This is a genomic window from Acidobacteriota bacterium (assembly GCA_019347945.1).
Taxonomy (GTDB): domain Bacteria; phylum Acidobacteriota; class Thermoanaerobaculia; order Gp7-AA8; family JAHWKK01; genus JAHWKK01.
Genome location: JAHWKK010000020.1, coordinates 1 through 20732, shown reverse-complemented (window position 1 = coordinate 20732; position 20732 = coordinate 1). Strand labels below are relative to the sequence as shown.

General features: G+C 63.4%; 18 protein-coding genes. 4 read left to right on the top strand and 14 right to left on the bottom strand.

The window, feature by feature from the left end:
- Positions 1-284 precede the first annotated feature (284 nt).
- Positions 285-2957, top strand: a complete 2673-nt coding sequence (locus KY459_12470) for a protein kinase (GenBank protein MBW3565532.1) — start codon at positions 285-287, stop codon at positions 2955-2957.
- Between the two features lie 15 nt (positions 2958-2972).
- Here the strand turns inward: KY459_12470 and KY459_12465 are convergent, their stop codons facing one another.
- Positions 2973-3614, bottom strand: coding sequence for an FHA domain-containing protein (locus tag KY459_12465; GenBank protein ID MBW3565531.1), 642 nt, complete (start codon positions 3612-3614; stop codon positions 2973-2975).
- A gap of 260 nt (positions 3615-3874) precedes the next feature.
- Here KY459_12465 and KY459_12460 point away from each other — a divergent pair, with 260 nt between their 5' ends.
- Positions 3875-4285, top strand: a complete 411-nt coding sequence (locus tag KY459_12460; protein MBW3565530.1) for a hypothetical protein — start codon at positions 3875-3877, stop codon at positions 4283-4285.
- A 151-nt stretch (positions 4286-4436) separates the two neighbouring features.
- On the opposite strand, the gene KY459_12455 is transcribed toward KY459_12460, so the two are convergent.
- Together KY459_12455 and KY459_12450 are read right to left on the bottom strand one after the other, a co-directional pair.
- Positions 4437-4997 carry an exonuclease gene (locus KY459_12455; protein MBW3565529.1) on the bottom strand — a complete coding sequence of 187 codons (561 nt, stop codon included), beginning with the start codon at positions 4995-4997 and terminating at the stop codon, positions 4437-4439.
- A gap of 99 nt (positions 4998-5096) precedes the next feature.
- The gene (locus KY459_12450) at positions 5097-5471 is read right to left on the bottom strand and encodes a hypothetical protein (GenBank protein ID MBW3565528.1); all 375 of its coding nucleotides are present in this window, start codon (positions 5469-5471) and stop codon (positions 5097-5099) included.
- Between the two features lie 92 nt (positions 5472-5563).
- Here KY459_12450 and KY459_12445 point away from each other — a divergent pair, with 92 nt between their 5' ends.
- Positions 5564-6967, top strand: coding sequence for a DHA2 family efflux MFS transporter permease subunit (locus KY459_12445; protein MBW3565527.1), 1404 nt, complete (start codon positions 5564-5566; stop codon positions 6965-6967).
- 154 nt (positions 6968-7121) lie between these two features.
- Here KY459_12445 and trpA read toward each other — a convergent pair whose 3' ends face one another.
- From trpA to KY459_12390, 11 genes are all read right to left on the bottom strand, one after another.
- Entirely contained in the window at positions 7122-7892 is a 771-nt protein-coding gene (gene trpA / locus KY459_12440) for a tryptophan synthase subunit alpha (GenBank protein ID MBW3565526.1), read from the bottom strand.
- Between the two features lie 14 nt (positions 7893-7906).
- Positions 7907-9103 carry a tryptophan synthase subunit beta gene (gene trpB / locus KY459_12435; GenBank protein MBW3565525.1) on the bottom strand — a complete coding sequence of 399 codons (1197 nt, stop codon included), beginning with the start codon at positions 9101-9103 and terminating at the stop codon, positions 7907-7909.
- On the bottom strand, positions 9096-9713 hold the full coding sequence (locus KY459_12430) for a phosphoribosylanthranilate isomerase (protein ID MBW3565524.1): 618 nt from the start codon (positions 9711-9713) through the stop codon (positions 9096-9098). Before KY459_12430 ends, trpB begins: the two co-directional genes overlap by 8 nt.
- Positions 9707-10495 carry an indole-3-glycerol phosphate synthase TrpC gene (trpC, locus tag KY459_12425; GenBank protein ID MBW3565523.1) on the bottom strand — a complete coding sequence of 263 codons (789 nt, stop codon included), beginning with the start codon at positions 10493-10495 and terminating at the stop codon, positions 9707-9709. Before trpC ends, KY459_12430 begins: the two co-directional genes overlap by 7 nt.
- Positions 10492-11508, bottom strand: coding sequence for an anthranilate phosphoribosyltransferase (trpD, locus tag KY459_12420; GenBank protein MBW3565522.1), 1017 nt, complete (start codon positions 11506-11508; stop codon positions 10492-10494). The genes trpC and trpD overlap by 4 nt, the downstream gene beginning before the upstream one ends.
- On the bottom strand, positions 11505-12074 hold the full coding sequence (locus tag KY459_12415; protein ID MBW3565521.1) for an aminodeoxychorismate/anthranilate synthase component II: 570 nt from the start codon (positions 12072-12074) through the stop codon (positions 11505-11507). The genes trpD and KY459_12415 overlap by 4 nt, the downstream gene beginning before the upstream one ends.
- Positions 12071-13561: an anthranilate synthase component I gene (gene trpE / locus KY459_12410; GenBank protein ID MBW3565520.1), complete on the bottom strand. Its 1491-nt coding sequence runs from the start codon at positions 13559-13561 to the stop codon at positions 12071-12073. The genes KY459_12415 and trpE overlap by 4 nt, the downstream gene beginning before the upstream one ends.
- Entirely contained in the window at positions 13554-14840 is a 1287-nt protein-coding gene (hisS, locus tag KY459_12405) for a histidine--tRNA ligase (GenBank protein ID MBW3565519.1), read from the bottom strand. Before hisS ends, trpE begins: the two co-directional genes overlap by 8 nt.
- Entirely contained in the window at positions 14837-16318 is a 1482-nt protein-coding gene (locus KY459_12400) for a hypothetical protein (protein MBW3565518.1), read from the bottom strand. Before KY459_12400 ends, hisS begins: the two co-directional genes overlap by 4 nt.
- On the bottom strand, positions 16315-17589 hold the full coding sequence (gene hisD / locus KY459_12395) for a histidinol dehydrogenase (GenBank protein MBW3565517.1): 1275 nt from the start codon (positions 17587-17589) through the stop codon (positions 16315-16317). Before hisD ends, KY459_12400 begins: the two co-directional genes overlap by 4 nt.
- Before the next feature lie 106 nt (positions 17590-17695).
- Positions 17696-19126, bottom strand: a complete 1431-nt coding sequence (locus KY459_12390; protein ID MBW3565516.1) for a type I 3-dehydroquinate dehydratase — start codon at positions 19124-19126, stop codon at positions 17696-17698.
- 198 nt (positions 19127-19324) lie between these two features.
- Between KY459_12390 and KY459_12385 the strand changes: the two genes are divergently transcribed.
- Positions 19325-20509, top strand: coding sequence for a pyridoxal phosphate-dependent aminotransferase (locus KY459_12385; protein MBW3565515.1), 1185 nt, complete (start codon positions 19325-19327; stop codon positions 20507-20509).
- Positions 20510-20732: the final 223 nt, after the last annotated feature.

The following is a 20732-nucleotide window of genomic DNA, read 5'->3' as shown; positions in this document are numbered from 1 at the left end:
AGAAACGCAACTTAACGAGGCCGGAAGTTGATTCTCTGGCTGTGACCCAACCTCACCGAGGCGACGCATCTTCTCGGCCGCGTTCCCGGAGGTCGCGAGGCGTGCCTCGAATTCTTTCTGAACGGCGGAGCCATTCTGGTTCCGACTACGATGACTGTACTGAGGTGTGATCCTCTTCTCCTCTTCTCGGCTCTTCTTCCCATCTTCTCCCGCCCGGAGAGACTGCTTTCAGGGGCATGCCCGATTCGTAAGGCTTGCGATCGGGTGTATGCTGAAGTTCCGCGATGACGCTTCAATCCGGGCTTCGCCTAGGGCCCTACGAGATCGTCGCGCCGATCGGCACCGGCGGGATGGGAGAGGTCTACAAAGCGGAGGACACGCGTCTGGGCCGGCCGGTGGCGGTCAAGGTTCTCCCCGCCGAGTTCGCCGAAGACATACACCTGAGAGCCCGGCTGGATCGGGAAGCCAGGGTGGTCGCGACCTTGAACCACCCGCACATCTGCGTCCTCCACGACGTTGGAGAAGCGACGGCCCGGAGCGGCACGAGAAAGGATCCCTCGGCTCAAGAATCCCGATTTACCTATCTCGTCATGGAGTACTGCGAAGGCGAAACCCTCGCCGAACGTCTCGAGCGTGGACCGCTCCCCCACGACCAGCTCCTCGGTTACGGAATCGAGATCTCCGAAGCCCTCGCGATGGCGCACCGCTCGGGCATTATCCATCGAGACCTGAAGCCGTCGAACATCATGCTGACGCGATCGGGAGCGAAGCTGCTCGACTTCGGTCTCGCCAGACCTCTCCTCGACCTCGTCGAGGGAGACTCGACCACGACCATCCGCCTCGATCCAACCGAGGAGGGACGATTCGCCGGCACGCTCCGGTACATGGCTCCCGAGGTGCTCTCCGGAAAAAAGGCGGACTCGCGGAGCGACATCTTCGCTCTCGGACTCGTCCTCTACGAGATGGCGGGCGGCCGGCCGGCGTTCACGGGAGAGAGCAAGGCCGACATCGTTGCGTCGATTCTCCGGGACAGCCCACGACCGCTTCGCGAGATCGATTGCACGGTTCGTCCCGCGCTGCAATACCTTGTCGACAGATGTCTGGCAAAGGATCCGGAGGCACGATGGGAGTCGGCGCACGATCTCGCCGAGCAACTGCGCTGGATCCGCGAGAGCGCGACCGAACCGGAAAACGCCGTGCGCTCCTGGCCTCGCTGGCGGTTCGTGGCGATAACCGCGCTGGTAGTCGCCGCAGTTGCCATGGCGGCCGCCTGGGCCCTCGCCTCCCGTCAGGCGCGCGTCGACGATCGCTCAGTGGTTCGCTTGTCCGTCCCTCTCACAGGCAGCGAGGGTGTGGGGCTAGGCCACGGCACTCCCACGGTTGCCGTCTCTCCAAACAGTGACTCCATCATTTACAGTCGTGTGGAACAGGGAGCGCCTGGGTTCTACGTCAGACGTCTCGACGAGTTCCACGCAGGCACCCGAATCGAGAACGGGTGGATGCCTTTTTTCTCACCCGACGGCCGCTCGATCGGATTCTTCTCGGGAAGGGACATCAAAAGGGTCTCAGCTGGCGGAGGAGTTCCCCGGACCCTTGCGACTGGAGTGGGAGGGGCCGGACGAGGCGCAACCTGGAGCCGCGATGGATTCATCTACTACTCTCGTTCGTCCTCGGGAGGCATCTGGAGGGTGCCCGCCGATGGAGGCCGGCCGGAGGAGATCACCGTTCCCGATTCGAGCGCGGGAGAAAATAGCCATCGGTGGCCTCACGCGCTTCCGGATGGCGAATCGCTGCTGTTCACGATTCGAACGGAACAGATGACGTCGTTCGACGAGGCGAGAATCGCAGTTCTTTCGCTGAAAACGAGGCAGTGGCGGGTGATCTGGGAAGGAGGGTCCTGCGCCCGCTATGTCGACGGCTATCTGTTTTTCGGACGTGACGCTGATATCTATACCCTCCCCCTTGACGAGAGGCGGTGGGCGGTTGCAGGAAAGCCTCGAAAGGTGCTCGAGGGTGTGGTGTGGAGTCCCTCCAGCGGGGCTGCTCACTTCGACGTCACGGATCGTGCGTTGGTGTACCTTCCCGGCACCGGTTCGCGATCGACCTCTCTCCTCGTTGCGGATCGAACTGGCCGAACTGAGACGCTGGCGAAGCTGGACTTCGACATGGTCTACGCCACCGTTGCCCCGAGCCAGGAGAGGATTGCCCTGACGGTGGGCGCCGCAAACGACGACATCTGGACCTATGACCTCCCGACTGGCGTCGCGACCCGACTCAGTTTCGAGCCAGGAGATGAGGTGTATCCCGTGTGGTCTCACGATGAGACCGAGGTGATTTATTTTTCGGGACAATTGAAATCGATCGTGGCTGCGCCAGTCGATGGCGCTGCTCCATCAAGAAGGCTGATCGCTTCACCCGGGCGCCCGGTATCGGTCTCGCCGGATGGATCCGTTCTCGCATTCTCACGCCAGGCGCCGGAAACCGGCCATGACATCTGGTTTCTGCCACTCACCGGTAACGGTGTCCCCCGTCCCGTGGTCCGCACTCCGCACAACGAGTTCATGCCCAGCATCTCGCCCGACGGCAAGTGGCTGGCCTATTATTCCGACCACGACAAAGGGACGGAGGTCCAGATCCAGTCTCTGGAGAGCGGAAAGCGGTGGCAGGTATCGGCGGAAGGGGTGGGTACGTTCTGGGGTCGTCTCTGGGGCGGCCGCCCACCCCGTTGGTCAGCCGACGGAACTGAGGTTTATTACTGGCGCGGCAACGATCTTTACTTTGTAGAGATGGAGAGACGAGGGGAGAGCTTGAAGCCTGCGACTCCACGTCTTCTCTTCACGATCGAGGGGATTCGAAGTTTCGATGTTTTCGGCGATCGATTCCTTCTCGTTAAAAGTAATGAAGAGGTAGGCCCGGTAAACGTCGTTCTGAATTGGTCCGAGGAGCTCGACGACTGACGGCTGACGCCGATCTCAGAATCCGGCAAGCGTCGAGGTCGTGTCCGCGCGACCGTCGGCACGAAACTCCAGAACGACGGTTCCGATCCGGATCCGATCACCGTGACGCAGGAGCTCCGGCGCTTCGATCCGCCGGCCGTTGAGCCACGTCCCGTTCTTGCTGCCGAGATCCTCGAGAATGATTTCCCCATCGGCGAACCGCACCGTCGCGTGATGACGCGACAGTCCCGAATAATCCAGGACGATCGAGCAGTCCTCTCCTCTTCCGATGACGTTCTCACCCGGCGCCAGATGATGGACGCCCTCGGCGTGGACGAGTCGCGGGGTCTTCAGTCCCGGTGGTGAGCGCGGTATCCACGCCTCCGCGCAGAAGGCGTAGCCGTGACCGAACACCGTCCGTATGAAGCGAGGATTTGTCGCGTCATCGGCGAGCGCCGCTCGGATCTCCCGAACGAGATTCTTCACGTTCTGCTCCTCGACGATTACGTCCGGCCAGATACGCTCCAGAATCTCACGCTTTGACACGGCACGCGGACGCTCCCGCACGAGGTACTCGAGAAGGGCGAGGGCTTTCGGTGTGATCCCTACCAACGCTCCTCGGCGCAGCAGTTCACGCGTGCCGCCGTCGAGCGTGAAGACGTCGAATCGAACCCTCATCATTCAGTTCCTGCCATTTTCCAACCGCTCTCGGACGACTCGGCGAAACGCCGAAAGTATTCTGGAGGATACAAAGTGCTGCGCAGCACGCCGGCTCAGGTCGCAGCGGCCCGAGCCCATTCTACGCCCTGCCCGGGGCGAGGGAGGCGGCTGTGCGATCAATCGTCCTGGTTCTTTTTTCCTTCTTTTTCTCAGTTTTTGCCGGTCCCGGTTCTGCGCAGGATCGGCGAACAGATGCGGCGGAAACCGCCCTGGATCAAATGGATGAGCTATTGAAGAGTCCCGCGATCATGGCTTTTTTCGCGGACCTCGTGCGACGATCCGGCAGCGGCCACCGCAACACCGAGCGGGGCGCATTTCTCGTGCTCGACGAGGAGGGTCGTTACCGCTGTCTGCTCTGGCCGTACCACAATGGATACAGGCGGGAGCGCTTCACCGGAAAGATTCCGGTGGGGACGATCGCCGTCGCCCATACCCATCCGAAGGACGCCCCGGCTCCCTCCTTCCGTGATCAGCGGGCGGCGAAGCGTCTCCAGATGCCGTTCATTGTCGCGTCTCCGCGTGATCTGTTCCTGATCGCTTCGGACGGTACGGTCACCGCCCTGGTACGGAATCAGTGGTGGATGGACACGCCGGACCGTCGTCAGCGCTGCGAGAAGCTCACCAGATGAAGAGAAAATCTCACGGTGCAGGACGTTCGGGGAGGTATTCGACTCAAGGTCCCTTGGATCGGTCATCGCCGGTCCTCCGCGTTTTCGGGATTGGAGTAATGTTCTCGTACGGCGCACCATCGATGAGATTCTCATATCGCGATTCCCTGCTTTACACCTGTCCTCCGCGGAGCTCGCGAAGCATGTTGCAGAACAGCGCACCCTGAGCGATCGCATCATCCAGGGCGACGTGCGTGTGCGGGAGATCGTCGAACCATCGTTCTGGCATGTTCGATTTCGTGGACTCACGATACGGTTTCCGTAGCATCGCCATCGCGAGCGTCTTGACGTCGAGTCCCGAGTGCGAGAAGGGATTCTCGCCGGTGAATCGAGTCAGATACCAGTGGATGAACATGAAATCGTACGTGACCGGATAGCCGACGAAGACAGGACTGCCCGGCAAACTCTTCAGCCACTCGACGTACTCACGCATGACGAGCTCCGGCTCTCTCGGATTCTTCCTGCACGCTTCCCATGCTTCAGGTTGACCGGCCCACCACGCGGCCGTATCCGGGTCCGGCTCTGCATCGGGGAGCGCGACGAGGTTGGCAGAGAAGGTTCCGAGGAGCTCTTTGTCCGCAGTATAGGCTGCGGACCCGAAGCTGAGCATCGAGTGCGGGCCGGGTATCGGGCCATCGGCGTCGACGTCCGTGCTCACATAGACTTCGCTCACGGTGTGAACCTCCTTTCCCCTGCCTGAGACCGTTCCAGCCTCACGAGGCGGGGTCGACAGAAAATCTCCAGTCGGGGCGCAACCGGTTACGGTTCGACCTCACGCGCCCGGGCCGAGTCCGTCCAGATGATTCCCGGTCTGCTTGTAGAGCTTTGGAAATTCGAAGAGGAATCGTCCCCTCTGACCTCGGTGCTCGATGGTGAGCCAGAGGTCGATGCGCGTCTCGGATTCTCCGTCGTCCCGCCAGATCCGTGCCCGGTCCCCGGGCGCCAGATTCATCACGCACTCGTTCGGTTCCTTCGTCTCCAGATACTGGTCGGCCCATTCGTAACAGACCTTGTCGAGCACGGCCGAGCCGAGAGGCGAGTCTTCGTCGTTGATCAGGTAGAAACTCCACCAGCGCGAGTCGTCCTCGCGAGCGGCGACGACGCGGCATGAAATCGAACTGACCGATTCCGGTTCTCCGGTTGTCATCGAGAGCCTCCGTGTCTCATTCGATCGCCAATGAGGGTCATACCTATTTCCGCACGCATTCTCGGCTCGCACGCATTCTACAATGCGTTCCGATGAAGCTCGAGCTCCGCTCCCGGCAGGGTCTCCTCACGCTCTCCGCCACGATCCTCGCCTCGGGGATGGCGTTTCTCGATTCCACCGCGGTCAACGTCGCGCTCCCCGCAATCGCCGAGCAGCTCGGCGCCAGCTTCTCCGAGCTGCAATGGATCCTCGACGGCTACCTCCTCACGCTCGGCGCTCTCATCCTCCCCGTCGGCCGCCTCGCCGACAACGTCGGTAAGAAGCGTGTCTTCACATGGGGCGTGATCGCCTTCGCGGCAACGTCACTCGCGTGCGGTCTCGCGCCCGGGGCGGTCTGGCTGATCATCTTCCGAACGCTCCAGGGTGCGGCGGCCGCTCTGGTCGTCCCGACGAGCCTCGCGCTCGTCCAGGCGAGCTTCCGATCGGAGGATCGAAGCACCGCGATCGGATTCTGGTCGGGCTTTTCGGGCCTGTCGACTGTGCTCGGCCCGGTCGTCGGCGGATGGCTGGTCGATGCGATCTCGTGGCGCGTCGTCTTCTTTCTGAACCTCCCGCTGGCGCTCGTGACGGCGTTTCTCACGCGATCGATCCCGAGCGACGAGCCGGCGAAACGATCGGCGATCGACTACGCCGGAGCTGCGCTGCTGATCGCATCGGCGGGCACTCTCCTCTTCGTGCTCATCGAGGGTCCGGTCCAGGGATGGACCTCGTTGCCCGTGCTCTCCGCGGGTGTGGCTTTCCTCGCTTTCCTCCCTGCACTGATCGTTCAGCAGCGCCGCCGGGGGGAGACGCGCCTCCTGCCGCCGCCGATCTTCGAGTCGCGCCCCTTCATCGCCGCAAACCTGATCACCATCGTCGTCTACGGCGTTCTCGGGACGGTCTTCTTCCTTCTGACAATTCAGTTGCAGAACGTGCTCGGATATTCGGCGTTCCAGGCCGGTCTGGCAACCGCGCCGGTCACGTTGCTGCTGCTGATCCTCTCGCCGCTCGCGGGGCGGTGGGCCGGATTGCACGGTCCGATGATCCCACTGATCGCCGGGCCCGCGATCTGTGCGGTCGGAACGTACTTCATGAGCCGGGTTGCCGACGGCGATCCCTACGTCCCCGCCGTGCTCGTCCCGATCGTGGTCTTCGGGATCGGACTCGGGCTAACCGTAGCCCCGCTGACCGCGACCGCGCTCGGCGCTCTCGACGACGCACACTCGGGGCTCGCCTCCGGAGCGAACAATGCCGTCGCGAGACTCGCTCAGCTCATCGGGATCAGCGTCATTCCACTGCTGGCGGGGCTTCCCGCAGCACAGCATCTCGCCCCGGAGCGATTCTCCGCGGGATTCCGGATCGCGATGCTCGTCTCGGCGGGTTTTCTGCTCGTCGCGCCCGTCATATCGGCGACGATGCTAAGAAACGACGGGGTCGGGTCTGAACTTGGAACTTAACTCCGGAATCGGTTGAAAAAATACCGAATTTCACGAGTTAAGTTCCAAGTTCAGACCCGGACCCCGCCTCACAGCGTTGCCGGAGCCTGGCGACCACCGCGTGGTCTGATGTTTAGGGCACCGGTTCGAGCGATTCAGCCGTCTGGTCCCACCCCTACACGCCACCCCTGATCCGGCTCACCACCGAGGCCGCTCGCTTTGCGGCTCCGGAGCGCTTACCCTCACCGATCGCCCGGACGATCGCGCTTCCGACGACGACAGCGTCGCAGTGATCCCGCAGCGCTTCGTAGTGCTGATGCTCCGAAACCCCGAAGCCGACGGCGAGCGGCTTCTTCAGCTTCGCCCGGACGGCATCGAGCCGCGCGGTGAGATCTTCCTCGAGCTCGCGTCGGGGCCCGGTGACGCCGGTCGTCGACACGTAGTAGACGAATCCGTCGCTCTTCTGGTCGATGAGCCGCAGCCTCGCCGCCGACGAGGTCGGAGATGCGAGGAAGATCATTCCGATTTTCCGGCGGGAGAGTGCCCGGCGAAACTCACCCGAGGCCTCCGGCGGGAGATCGGTGATCAGCACGGCATCGATCCCGGCGGCGTCGGCGCTCTTCGCGAGACCTCCCGCGCCGAGTCTCATGAGCGGGTTGACGTAGGAGAAAAGTATGAGCGGAATCTCCGATCGTTCACGAATCGCGGCCGCAACGGCGATGCAATCCGCCGTCGACACCCCTCGCTGCAGCGCATGCCGGGAAGAGGACTGGATGACGGGACCGTCGGCGATCGGATCGGAAAACGGGACTCCCAGCTCGATGGCATCGGCGCCGCTCGCTTCGAGCGCTTCGACGATCTCCGGAATCGTTTCGAGGTCGGGATGTCCGCATGTGACGTACGCGATCAGGCCGCACCGCTCTTCGCGGTCGAGCCGGCGAAACATTTTCGTGATCCGGCTCAAATCGAATCCCCCTCGAGCCGGGCGACCGTCGCAACGTCCTTGTCTCCCCTTCCCGAGAGATTGAGCAGGACGATCTCCCCGCGATGCTCGTCCGGATTCCGGAGGAGATAACCGAGGGCGTGAGCGGACTCGAGGGCGGGAATGATCCCCATCGATCGACTGAGCAGGTGGAAGGCCTCGACCGCGGTGTCGTCGTCGCACGAGGTGTACTCGATCCGCCCGGACTCCTGGTGAAACGCGTGCTCGGGACCTATTGACGGATAGTCGAGCCCTGCCGAAACGGAATGCGTCTCGAGGATCTGTCCCGCCTCGTCCTGGAGCAACATCGATCGGGTTCCGTGAAGGACGCCTTCCGAACCGCCGGAAAATCGTGCGGCGTGCTTCCCGGGCTCGAGCGCGGATCCGCCCGCTTCGACCCCGATCAGCCGGACCTTCTTCTTCCTGATCAACGCGTGAAAAAGACCGATTGCATTCGAGCCCCCGCCGACGCATGCGATTGCGGTGTTCGGCAGTCTCCCGACGGCATTGTCGAGCTGCTCGATCGCTTCCCGTCCGATGACCGACTGGAAATCCCGGACGATCATCGGGTAGGGGTGCGGACCGAGCACCGATCCGATGATGTAGTGGGTCGTCGCGACGTTCGTGACCCAGTCGCGGATCGCTTCGTTGATCGCATCCTTCAGCGTCCTGCTTCCGGAATCAACAGGGACGACGTCGGCTCCGAGGATCCTCATCCTGTAGACGTTGGGTGCCTGTCGCTCCATGTCGACGCGTCCCATGTAGACGACGCAGTCGAGCCCGAGCAGCGCGCAGGCCGTCGCTGTTGCGACGCCGTGCTGGCCCGCACCGGTCTCGGCGATGATTCGCTTCTTCCCCATCCGCCTGGCAAGCAGCGCCTGACCGAGAGCGTTGTTGATCTTGTGGGCGCCGGTGTGGTTCAGATCCTCTCGCTTGAGAAAGAGGCGAAAGTCACCGCCGATCGCATAGACAAACCCGGGTGCCTCGGTCAGCGCGCTGGGGCGGCCGACGTAGTCGCGCAGGAGATCATCGAGCTCGTTGCGGAAGTCGCGATCCTTTCTCGCCTTCCCGTACGCTTTCCCGAGCTCATCGATCGGGTAGATCAGCGTCTCGGGGACGTACTTCCCTCCGAACCGGCCGAACCATCCGTCACTGTCGGGAAGCGTCTCACGCATTCTTCACCTCGCGAATGAAGGCGCGGAGCTTGTCGTGATCCTTGATTCCGGGGGACGACTCGATCCCGCTGGCCACGTCGACTCCGTCGGGCCGGACGCGGCGAATCGCGTCGGCGACGTTCTCCGGATCGAGTCCGCCGGAGAGCAGAAACGGGCGATGTCCCTGCAATGCGTCGAGCAGTTTCCAGTCGAAAGATTTTCCCGTGCCTCCCCTTCCCGACGCGTCGGCGGTATCGAACAGCCACATCCCGGGCGAACCCCCCACTGGCATCTCCGGAGGGGCCGCACCCACCCGAATGGCTCGGATCACCGGAACAACGATGCGTTCGATGTCGACGTCTGACTCGTCACCATGGAGCTGCACACGATCGAGACCGACGTCCCGGCAGAGCCGGTTGATCCGCGCGGGATCCTCATTCACGAAAACTCCGACGAGCTCACCATGTCCCAGATCGTTCAGTGCCGCTCTCACTTCCTTCGCCGCGGCGTCATCGATTTTTCGCCTCGATTCTCGAGCGAAAATCACTCCGACCCACGTCGCCCCGGCTTCGACGGCCAGCCTGGCATCTTCAGGACGGGTGATTCCGCAGATCTTGACCAGCGTCATGATTCCACCTCCGCGGCAGTCAGAGTCCTGAGAAGTGACACAGGATCTCCGGCCCGCATCAGCGCTTCCCCGACGAGAAAAGCCCGATAACCCGCGGCCTCGAGCCGTTCGATGTCGCGCCTCGTGTGGATGCCGCTTTCGGCGACCATGACGACGTCCGGAGGAATGCGCCGGGCGATTCGCTCCGCGGTTCGTAGATCGACCTCGAACGTACGCAGGTTGCGATTGTTGACTCCGACGATCGGCGCCCCCGAGGAAAGCGCGAGATCCAGCTCTTTTTCATCGTGAACCTCGACGAGCGCATCGAGACCGAGAGTCTCGATTCTCTGCCGAAGCTCGCGCAACCGCGTTTCGTCGAGAATCGAAGCGAGCAGCAGAATGGCATCGGCACCCGCGAGAAAGCCACGATCGATCTGGACGGGATCGACCACGAAATCCTTCATGATGACCGGCAGGTCCGACTTCTTCGCCTCCGGGATCCAGTCTCTCGACCCGCGAAAGTGATGCGGCTCGGTCACGACCGAGAGCGCGGCCGCTCCTCCTTCCGCGTACCGGCGCGCGATCGCTTCCGGATCGACCTCCCCGGCGATGGTACCCGCCGAGGGGGAGGCGGCCTTGATCTCGGCAATGATCCGGATGCCGGGCTCTTCGAGCGCTCGGCGGAATCGATGGTCGCCCTTTCCCTTTGCCGCCGCAGCATGGTGAATCCGCTCCCGCTCGGCTTCGGTGAGGCGATCGAGATCTCTCCTCGTGCCGGTGACGATCCGATCGAGAATTCCAGTCATTCCGCGACCTCGTGAGAAACGCGGACGAGTTGATCGAGCGTGTTTCTCGCGGCGCCGGAGTCGAGCGACTCCCCTGCGAGCTCGATCCCATCCTCGATCGTCCGGGCGAGTCCCGAAACGTAGAGCGCGGCGCCGGCGTTCAGCTCCACGATGTCGCGCACCGCTCCTTCATCGCCATTCAGCACTTCCCTGGCGATGCCCGCATTCGTCGCTGCATCGCCGCCGCGAAGATCTTCGAGCGAGGCGCGCTCGAATCCGAGACTCTCCGGGTCGAGCTGCGACGTGGTGACCCGCCCGTCCCGAACCTCCGCGACGAGCGTCGGCGCCGTCGTCGAGATCTCGTCCATCCCGTCGAGACCGCGAACGACCATCGCATGTTCGGCTCCGAGCTGCAGCAGCACCTCCGCGAGCGGCTCGACCAGCTCCGATGCGAACACGCCAAGCACCTGACGCTTCACACGGGCCGGGTTGGTCAGCGGTCCGAGGACGTTGAAGACCGTTCGGACGCCGAGCTCGGTCCGGACCGGCATCATCTGCGCCATCGCCGGATGCAGCGCCGGGGCGAAGAGAAACGCGATGCCGACGCGTCGCAGAACTTCCTTCATCTGATCTGCATCGATCAAGACATTGACGCCGAGCTCGCGCAGGATGTCCGCGCTCCCGCACGATGACGAGACCGCGCGGTTGCCGTGCTTGGCGACGCGCGCTCCCGCTCCAGCCGCGACGATCGCCGCGATCGTCGAGATGTTCACCGTGCCACGGGCATCGCCGCCCGTCCCGCAGGTATCGACCAGATGGGTCGTGTCGACCTCGATCGATGACATCCGGCTCCGCATCGCCTCGGCCGCACCTCGTATCTCCTCGGCAGTCTCGCCCTTCATCCGGAGGGCGACCAGCACCGCGGTCTTCTGAATCTCCGAGAGCTCCCCGTCCATCATCGCTCCGAAGAGCTCCCGGACCTCGTCTGCCGCGAGATCGTCACCGCCGATCAGACGTGCAATCGTTTCCTTCACCGTCTCTCCTCGAGAAAATTGCCGATCATCTTCGCACCATCATCCGTTCCGAACGATTCCGGGTGAAACTGCACTCCCCACAGAGGGCGGCTCACGTGCTCGATCGCCATGATCGTCCCGTCCGGAGTTTCTGCCACGACCTTCAGCTCGGCGGGAAGAGTTTCACGATCGATCTCGAGCGAGTGGTACCGGACCGCGCTCATCCCGGGCCGGCAATCTCGGAACAGTCCCTTGCCGTCGTGGTTGACCTGGCTGATCTTGCCATGCCGCGGAACGTCGCTTCGACGGACGGATCCTCCGAGCGCCACCGCGATTGCCTGGTGTCCCAGACATACACCGAGAGTCGGCACGGTGGAAGTCTCTCTGACGATCTCGATGCACCGCCCCGCGCCTTCGGGCCGGCCGGGTCCCGGCGAGATCACGATCGCGGATGGGCCCATGTCCTCGACCTCGCCGACCGTGATTTCGTCGTTTCTGACGACCCGGAGGTCCTTCTCTCCCGCCATCTCCAGCAGCTGCACGAGATTCCAGGTGAAGGAGTCGTAGTTGTCGATGACGAGAATCATTTTCTTTCCGCCTCGAGCGCCCGGTCCTGTTCGAGCGCGCCCCGGGCCAGCGACAGCGCCGTGCGCATCGCCTCGGCTTTGTTGACCGTCTCCTGCCATTCGGTGGCCGGGACCGAGTCGAAGACGATCCCGGCACCCGCCTGGATCGAGGCGACGTCGCCGCTGAGAACGACCGTTCGGATTGCGATGCAGGAGTCGAGATTTCCGGAGAAGCCGAAGTAGGCGATTGCACCGGCGTAGACGCCTCGTCGCGACGGCTCGATCTCATCGATGATTTCCATCGCGCGAATCCGGGGCGCGCCGCTGACGGTTCCGGCCGGAAACGCCGCGAGGAGAGCGTCGATCGGACTCAGATCCTCCCGGAGCCGCCCCGTCACGCTGCTCACCATGTGCATCACATGGCTGTACCGCTCGATCTCCCGGAAGCGTTCGACCCGGACGGTTCCCGGGCGGCTCACCCTGCCGATGTCGTTTCGTCCGAGATCGACGAGCATCAGATGCTCCGCGTTCTCCTTCGGATCGGCGAGCAGTTCCTCGGCGAGCCTCCTGTCCTCCTCGGCGTTTCTGCCTCGCGGGCGGGTCCCTGCAATCGGATGCGTCTCGAGCCGGTCGCCGGTGACGCTTACGAGCAGCTCGGGGGACGAGCCGACGACTGTGAGATCGTCCGTGCGAAGGAGAAACATATAGGGAGAGGGATTGAGCGCGCGGAGCGCTCGATAGAACATCAGCGCTTCCGAGGTTGGAAACGGGACGGTCCACCGCTGCGACAGAACGATCTGGAACGCCTCCCCGGCCCGGATCTCCTCCTTCGCACGCTCGACGGCGGATTCGAATTCTTCCCGGGTGAAGTTCGATTCGAATTTCGAATCTACGGTCGAGTCGAATCGCACCAGATCGGGAGCCGCCCGCGCGAGAAGATTCTCGTAGTCGTCGAGCATCGCCGCCGCTTCCGCGATCAGACTCTCCGAGGATTCCTCTCGCGACGAGACGATGTTGACGACGAGGAGAAGACGCGACATCAGATGATCGAAGATGACGACGTGATCGAAGAAAACGATCTCGGCGTCTGGCCCATCGTCGTCGGAGCGGTGGCGGTCGGGAAGTTTCTCGGTCCATTGCGCCGCGCCGTAACCGATGTAGCCGACCGCCCCTCCGAAGAATGGAGGAAGGACATCCGATCTCCATACGCGCAGAGGCCTCAGCTCTTCGCGGAGCCGGTCCACTGCTCCTTCATCGTCGCAGTCGATGCTGAGCGACCGGCGCGGCCGGACTCCGAGAAACGAGTAGCGACCGAGCTGCTCTCCCCGCTCGACGCTCTCGAGCAGGAAGGCCTCACCTCCGTCGGCGAGGCTCCGAAACGCCGCCACGGGTGTAATCGTATCCGCGCAGAGCAGACGAACGAAGGGAATGACTTCCCATTCGCGACGGAGCTCGTCGAGCTCGGCAACGTCCGGATTCCGAAGCGCCGTGAAGAATCCTTCAGCCACCGCTCGTTTCTCCGAGCACCCCCGAGAGATCTCGTGACGTTTCTTCACCGGAAGAGAGCTCGCGCACCTTCACCTCGTTCCTCGCCAGCTCGTCCGGTCCGAGAATCCAGGCCTGAGCGATTCCCTGCGACGCGGCTTTCTTGAGTGTCTTGCCGACACCGCTCTTACCGTAGGGGAAGACGACCCGGCGCCCCTGCCGCCTCAAAGCGGCCACCAGCTTCAGCGCCGCCGGTCGCACCGATTCGTCGACGGGAATCACCACCGTATCCGGTCCGGACGAGACCTTCGGAACGAGCGACCGGTCCCGGAGAAGCTCCCCGAGAACGACGTCGCCGAAGCCGAAGCCGAGCGCCGGAACATCGGAGTCGGTCAGCGAGGCAAAGAGCCCGTCATAGCGGCCACCTCCGCAGATTGCGCGCAACTCCCCCTTCCGGTCGAAGATCTCGAAGACGATTCCGGTGTAGTACGCGAGACCCCTGACGATCTTCATATCGAAGCGAACCCATTCGCCGAAACCGAGGTTCGTAATCGCTTCGAAATAGCGATCGAGCTCTTCCGCGATCGAGCGAAGCTCGCCGCTCTCGGGGAACTCACGCCGGATGTCGTCGAGCGACATCTCGGCGAATCGGAGAATCCGGTCTGCCGACTTTTCATCGACACCGATCGCGACGAGCCGCTGAATGCAGGTCGCGCGCGGGTCCCGCTCCACCTTGTCGATGACGTTGTACGCGACGTGGAGGGCATTCTCCGGAACTCCACTCTCGAGCAGAAGCTGCCGGAGAATTCTCCGGTCGGAGATCCGGGCGACGACGTCGTCGCTCGTCAGCCCGAGACGCCGGAGAACTTCGAACGCCGCGCAGACCAGATCGGCATCGGCATCGACGGACGTCTCCCCGACGATGTCCATGTTGAGCTGGAAATGCTCGCGGAGCCGCCCGCGCTGCTGCTTCTCGTAGCGGAAGAGCTGCGGCATGGAGAACCACCGGACCGGAAGCGGCATCCCCTTGATCCGGCCGCCGAGCATCCGGACGATCGTCGGCGTCATCTCCGGACGAAGCGCGACTTCTCTGCCGCCCTTGTCGGTGAAATTGAAGAGCTGTTCGACGATCTCCGGGCCCGATTTCTCGATGTAGAGCTCGAGCGGCTCGAGCGGCGGGCCATCGTATTCCTCGAATCCCCAGGCGAGCGCAACCTCCCGCCAGGTCGAGAGAATGTGGTTGCGGAGCGCCATCCGCTCCGGATCGAAATCCCTGAAACCGGGAAGCGACTGCACTTTCACCGCGCCCTTCTCCGTTTGTGTCGTGTGGGGATGCCTCGCTGCTGCAGCTCGTCCTTGATCGCGAGGAGTCGGTTCGAGCCCGCTTCTCCGAGATCGCGGATCGCGACTCCGCGGGCCCCGCCCGCCTCGATCGCATCGAGCATCGGTTCCCGCGAGGCGCTGTTCATCAGGATCGAGACACCCGTCCGCACCGCGGCGCCCACCGTTCGAAGCGCCGGGACCGGAGAGAACGAACGATCGCCGTCCTTGTCGAACGCCATGAGGATCTCGCCGACTCCCATCGCATCCAGCCGCGTGGCAAGGACGGAGAGATCGAGCTCGTCCCCGTTCTGCCCCATCGCCGAGATCTCCCCCCCCTCATTCCGGACGTCGATCCGAGCGACGATTGCGCCCGAGCCGTACTCGACCACGGCGGCGGCTAGAGAATCGAGATCGAGCTCCCCCGCGGCGATGAGCACACGATCAGCACCGGCCTCGCGGAGACGGGCGACCTGGGCGCGTTCGCTGATCCCGCCTCCCGCCACGATCGGCACCGACGCGCGCGTCGTAATCTCACGGATCACGGCGATGCCGGCTTCGGTTCCGCCGGTCGTCTCGGATCGCTCGATGATCAGAATCTCGTCGGCGCCATCCGCTTCCCATCGCGCCGCCAGCTCCGACGGGCTTCCAGGATCACGCGTTCCCGGGTAGCCGTTCATCAGCCTTCCGTCGCGAATCTCCATCACCGGAACCACCTTTGCCGGAAGCGACGCAGCCGTCATCGCGCGCGCGTGCGCCTCGGCCCAGGTAAACGTCCGTTCGTGGAGCGCTTTTCCGATCACGACCCCATCGAGCGCCGGGATGCGTGCGAGCGACGTGATGTCCTCGAGCGTTCCGACTCCGCCGGAAGCAATCACCCGCAGTTTCGTGAGCTCCCGGATCTCGCGATAGAGCCGGAAGTTGGGCCCATCCATTGTCCCGTCCCTGGAGATGTCGGTGATCAGGACCGATGTGAGCCCGATTCTCTCCAGATGCTCGAAGATCATCGGAGCCGATTTCGAGGAGCTCGTCTCCCAACCCGACACGCGTACCACCCCTTGGCTCATGTCGACGGCGGGAAGCACTTTCTCCGCGCCAACGGTCCGTACGATCGCTTCGAGCATCACCGGATCCTCGGCCGCAATGGTTCCGATGACGAGCGTCGAGGCCCCTGCATCGATCCAGAGCTTCGCGTCTTCGAGACAGCGGACACCTCCGCCGATCTGCGTGGGGTAGCCGAGCTGTGCGAGCTTCGCGATCGTCTTAACCTCCGTGGGCGTCCCTTTTCGCGAAGCCTCGAGGTCGACCACGTGGATGGGCACGCCCATCGGAATCTGCCACCGCTCGACCGTCGAGATCGGATCCCCGTACTGCGTGACCTCGTCGAAGTCGCCCCTCAGAAGGCGGACGACTTTGCCATCGAGAAGATCGATCGAGGGGATGACCGTGAAACCGTTCACTCGCCTCCCTCCCGACTCGATTCGAGAGATGCCGCGTGGAGCGGTTTTCTTTCCGCTCGTGCGAGCTCGATCGCATCGTCGAAGATTTCCGGAGCGAGGTCTTCGCCTGCCTCGACGATGTTGGTCCTCCGGTAGAAGTGATACACACCGAGCGGTGAGTTGAACCTAGCGGTTCCGTCGGTCGGGAGGACGTGATTCGGACCTGCGTAGCTTCCGAGCGTGACGGGCGTTCGGGCACCGAGGACGATGCTCGCGCTGTTGACGATGTGCGAAGCGACTTCTGCGGGCTCTCTGGTGATGATCTGAACCTGCTGCGGTCCATGCTCATTGATGAACTGCACGGCTTCCTTCTCGTTGCTGACGAGCAGGATGGCCCCGCTGCGCTCGAGCGACCGCTCGGCCGCAATCGACCGTCCATGCGTCCGTTTCGAGCTCCTCAGATGGCTCACGAGATCCTTCTCGAACTTCGGCGACGGCGTCACACAGATCGCGAGAGTGCCGTCTCCGACACCCGCGCACGCCAGCAGCTCGGCCGCGACCATTTCGACGTCCGCCGTTTCGTCGGCCAGAATCACGATCTCGGCCGGTCCCGCGGTCATGTCGATCCCGACTTCGGGGCTGAGAAGCTGTTTGGCCGCCACCACGTAACGGTTGCCCGGGCCCACGATCTTGTCCACCTTCTTCAAAGTCTGCGTGCCGAGAGCCATCGCGGCGATCGCCGCAGGACCCCCGGCCCGGTAGATCTCGCGAATGCCGAGCTTCCTGCACACCGCACGAAACTCCGGAGCCTTCGCCGCGGACATCGGCGTTGCCACGACAATGTCGTCGACGCCCGCGAGCCTGGCGGGGACGACGCACATCATAAGAGTCGAGATGTAGATCGCTTTCCCTCCCGGCACGTAAACGCCGACACGCTCGATCGGCCGGACGCGGTGCTGCAGACGGAGCCCCTTGATCTCGACGGCGTAATCCGCTTCCACCTGACGCTTGTGAAACTGACGAATCCGCTCGATCGTCCGGTCGACCGTGGCATCGAGATCCGATCCGGACTTCGATTTCGGTCCGAGCCGTTCGAGGATTTCGTTCGGCCGGAGCGAGCCGCGATCGAATCGCCGGATCGATCGCGATACGGCTCGATCGCCCTCTTCCCGAACTTCGTTCACGATCACCGCGGCAGCCTCGGCGGCTTCGGCGAGCGCTTCGGCCCGCTGCTCGGTCTGTTTTCGGAGCCACCGGCTCGCCTGAGGAGTGCGGTACTTCAGAGTTTTCATAGAGTTTTGCCCATCAATGAGATGCTGGAGGTCCTGCGCGGACAATCGCCTTCGGGACGCGCGGTGGGGCCTGTGAGCCGCTGCCCGACTGACGATCGAAACCGAATCATAGCTCACTCCGTTCCTTCCGGACGGCCCGCTGGATCGCCCGCACGAAGAGCTCACTCTGGAGAACGGCCTGCGCATGAAGGAGATCGATTCCGTCGTGTATCTGCAGACCAGCCTCCCTGCGGATCGCGGTCGCGAAGGCCCCCGTACCGCGAGCATAGCTCGACTCGATGAACATCCTCCGGGGCCGGATCAGATCCGCCCAGTCGTCGATCAGACCGGGAGGCAGCGTGTCGATGACGACGTCCTCCTCGATTGGCGCCCGGCCGGGAGAGCGCAATCGTACGTCGAGCTCGCGCGCGGTGCGACGACCATTCTCGGAATCGCGATTGACCAGCGTGACATCGAGTCCAGCTGCCAGGGATGCCACGACCGCGGCCCTCCCAGTCGCGCCGGCACCGATGACCGCGACGCTGCGGCTGCCGGACGGGCGGCCTCCCAGAAGGCGTGCGAAGCCGTCGACGTCCGTGTTCGCCGCCAATCCCGGTCCCCCCGTCATCACGATCGTGTTCACCGCCGATGCCCGCACTGCCTCGGGTGAGATTCTCCAGCCACGCTTCTTCCCCGCGTCGAAAGCGTCCTTCTTGAAGGGAGTCGTGACGCTGATTCCGAGCGGCGCAAGCGGATGCCCGTCGGCCATTTCATCGATCACCTCCGCGACCGTTCGGGGCTCGATGCAGACGTATCGAGCCGGGAGCAGCCGCTCGCGGAAGATCCGGTTGTGAATCTCCGGCGAGCGGGAGTGACGGACCGGCGAGCCGACGACCGCGAAGATCGCATAGCCGCGACCGGGTCGCGTGACGTCCGCCCTTTCGATCTCATCGATGGTCAACTGTCCCGGCGCGCCGGGACGTCCCTCCCTGGCGACGAACGTCATCCTCGACCCGAGGGAAGGTGCGACCACCCGGCTGTACAGAGCTCGTTCGCCCATCCCGAACGCCGTCAGATCGCCTGCCGCACTGCTGCCGGCGACGAGCTCGAGGATCCTCAGCTCGTCGCGAAACGATTCGGGCGTCACGACGATCTTGATCCGCGCGGCTCCAAAACGTCGAAGCTCTTCCGCGAGAGGATCGAGCTCCGGCATCGCGGCGTCGTGATGCGACAGGATCACACGGTCTCGATGAAGACGCACCCATTCCGGATCGAGCCGGGGCGACCACTCGACGTCCACGAGGTCGAATCCCGACGCCAGTGCACGCTCCGCCTCCTCGCGATCGAATCGCGCCTGGCCCGGGGATGAGCGTCTCGTATGGACGAGGAGACGATCGGTCGCCTTGCGGAAGGCGGCGAGATCGATCCCTTTTCGATCCGGGTCGATTGCATCGGCGCGGATCTCGAACCCGTCGAGCGGCGCGCTCCCCTCCTGCGCGATGGCGCTCAATGCCGCCGCGGCGTCCGGCTCGTGAATCGTCAGAAAGATTTCGCTCATGAAAAAACCTCTCCCGGCATCGGAAGAGGTCTTCATGAGTGTCGCGCCCCTTCCGTACCGGGGCGCTGCCAGTCAGCACTCCCCGTCTACAACTCGTTCCACCATCCATGGGCCGTGAAGGGAACGGGTCGTGCCATGCCCGGAGGTTATTCACTCGCTCGGGATGTTGTCAATCAGTACCTCGGGTAGAATCGGTGCATGGTTCGATTTGCAGGTCGTCTCAGCCGCCTCGAGACCTCACCGACACTCGCGGTTGCGAAACATGCCGCCGAGCTCCGCAAACGCGGGATCGACGTGATCGATCTCGGGCCGGGCGAGCCGGACTTCGCCACCCCGGAAAACGTCTGCAGCGCGGCGGTCAGGGCGATCGGTGAGGGACATACGCGCTACACCGACTCGAACGGCATCCTCGAGCTTCGGACGGCCATCGCGGACTACTACAACGAGCGATACGGGCTCGACGTCTCCCCCGCTCAGGTCATAGCGGGCAACGGCGGCAAGCAGGAGTTGTTCAATTTGATGCTCGCACTGGTCGATGAGGACGACGAAGTGATCATTCCGAGCCCCTACTGGGTGAGCTTTCCCCAGCAGGTCGAGATCGTCGGAGGTTCCCCGGTCATCGTCGACCTCAGCGCCGACGACGGCTTCCGAGTCACGGCGGAACAGATCCGGAGCGAGATTACGGAGCACACGCGCGTCCTCATCCTCAACTCCCCTTCCAATCCGACCGGCGCGGTGATCGGAAGGGAGGACCTGCGGGAGATCGCCGAGCTGTGTCACTCGGAGGGAATCATCGTCGTCTTCGACGAGACCTACGAGCACTTCGTCTACGACGGGGCGGAGCACGCTTCGGCGATGGAGTGGTTCGAAGAGCTCTCCCCCTCGATCGTCATCGTCAACTCGATGTCGAAGACGTTTGCGATGACCGGGTGGAGAATCGGATGGGCCGTGGCGCATCCCGACATCATCAGGGCGCTGGGAAAGATTCAGAGTCACACGACGTCGAATGCTTCGTCGATCTCGCAGTGGGCCGCGGTCGAAGGGCTGGTGAACGGCCGGGAATCGATCGGAAAGATGATCGAGGCTTATTCGGAGCGGCGTGCGTGGCTGGTTCCGGCGCTCGCCGAGATTCCGGGGCTCGACTGCGAGCCGCCGTCGGGAGCTTTCTACGTCTTTCCCCGCGTGAGCGAGCTCTATTCGAGCTCGGGGATCGACAGCTCCGCGTCGTTCGCGCGATATCTGCTGGACGAGGCGAGGGTCGCCGTCGTTCCCGGCTCGGCGTTCGGCAACGACGAGCACGTCCGCATCAGCTACGCGACCTCGCTCGAGCTGCTGAAGGAAGCGGTCGGCCGCATCGGCGAAGCGGTATCGAAGCTCGCCTGACAGAAGACGGGGTCGGGGGGGGAACTTGGAAATAAAATTTAAAAAACAACCAAAAAACGGTTTTTTTTGGTGTTTTTTAGAAAGTAAGAACCCCCCCCCCCGACCCGGGGTTGGGGGAAAAAAAAAAAAAAAAAAACCAAAAACCCCCGCCCCCGAAGCAGAAAAAAAAACACGCACACCCGCGCCGGGGGGGCCCGCTAGAGCAACCCCCCGGGCGCAGCCA

Excerpts from the sequence above, each read along its gene's own strand:
- KY459_12470 (MBW3565532.1), top strand. The coding sequence starts at position 285 with ATGACGCTTCAATCCGGGCTTCGCCTAGGGCCCTACGAGATCGTCGCG.
- KY459_12465 (MBW3565531.1), bottom strand. The coding sequence starts at position 3,614 with ATGAGGGTTCGATTCGACGTCTTCACGCTCGACGGCGGCACGCGTGAA.
- KY459_12460 (MBW3565530.1), top strand. The coding sequence starts at position 3,875 with ATGGATGAGCTATTGAAGAGTCCCGCGATCATGGCTTTTTTCGCGGAC.
- KY459_12450 (MBW3565528.1), bottom strand. The coding sequence starts at position 5,471 with ATGACAACCGGAGAACCGGAATCGGTCAGTTCGATTTCATGCCGCGTC.
- KY459_12445 (MBW3565527.1), top strand. The coding sequence starts at position 5,564 with ATGAAGCTCGAGCTCCGCTCCCGGCAGGGTCTCCTCACGCTCTCCGCC.
- trpA (MBW3565526.1), bottom strand. The coding sequence starts at position 7,892 with ATGTTTCGCCGGCTCGACCGCGAAGAGCGGTGCGGCCTGATCGCGTAC.
- trpB (MBW3565525.1), bottom strand. The coding sequence starts at position 9,103 with ATGCGTGAGACGCTTCCCGACAGTGACGGATGGTTCGGCCGGTTCGGA.
- trpC (MBW3565523.1), bottom strand. The coding sequence starts at position 10,495 with ATGACTGGAATTCTCGATCGGATCGTCACCGGCACGAGGAGAGATCTC.
- KY459_12415 (MBW3565521.1), bottom strand. The coding sequence starts at position 12,074 with ATGATTCTCGTCATCGACAACTACGACTCCTTCACCTGGAATCTCGTG.
- hisD (MBW3565517.1), bottom strand. The coding sequence starts at position 17,589 with ATGAAAACTCTGAAGTACCGCACTCCTCAGGCGAGCCGGTGGCTCCGA.
- KY459_12390 (MBW3565516.1), bottom strand. The coding sequence starts at position 19,126 with ATGAGCGAAATCTTTCTGACGATTCACGAGCCGGACGCCGCGGCGGCA.
- KY459_12385 (MBW3565515.1), top strand. The coding sequence starts at position 19,325 with ATGGTTCGATTTGCAGGTCGTCTCAGCCGCCTCGAGACCTCACCGACA.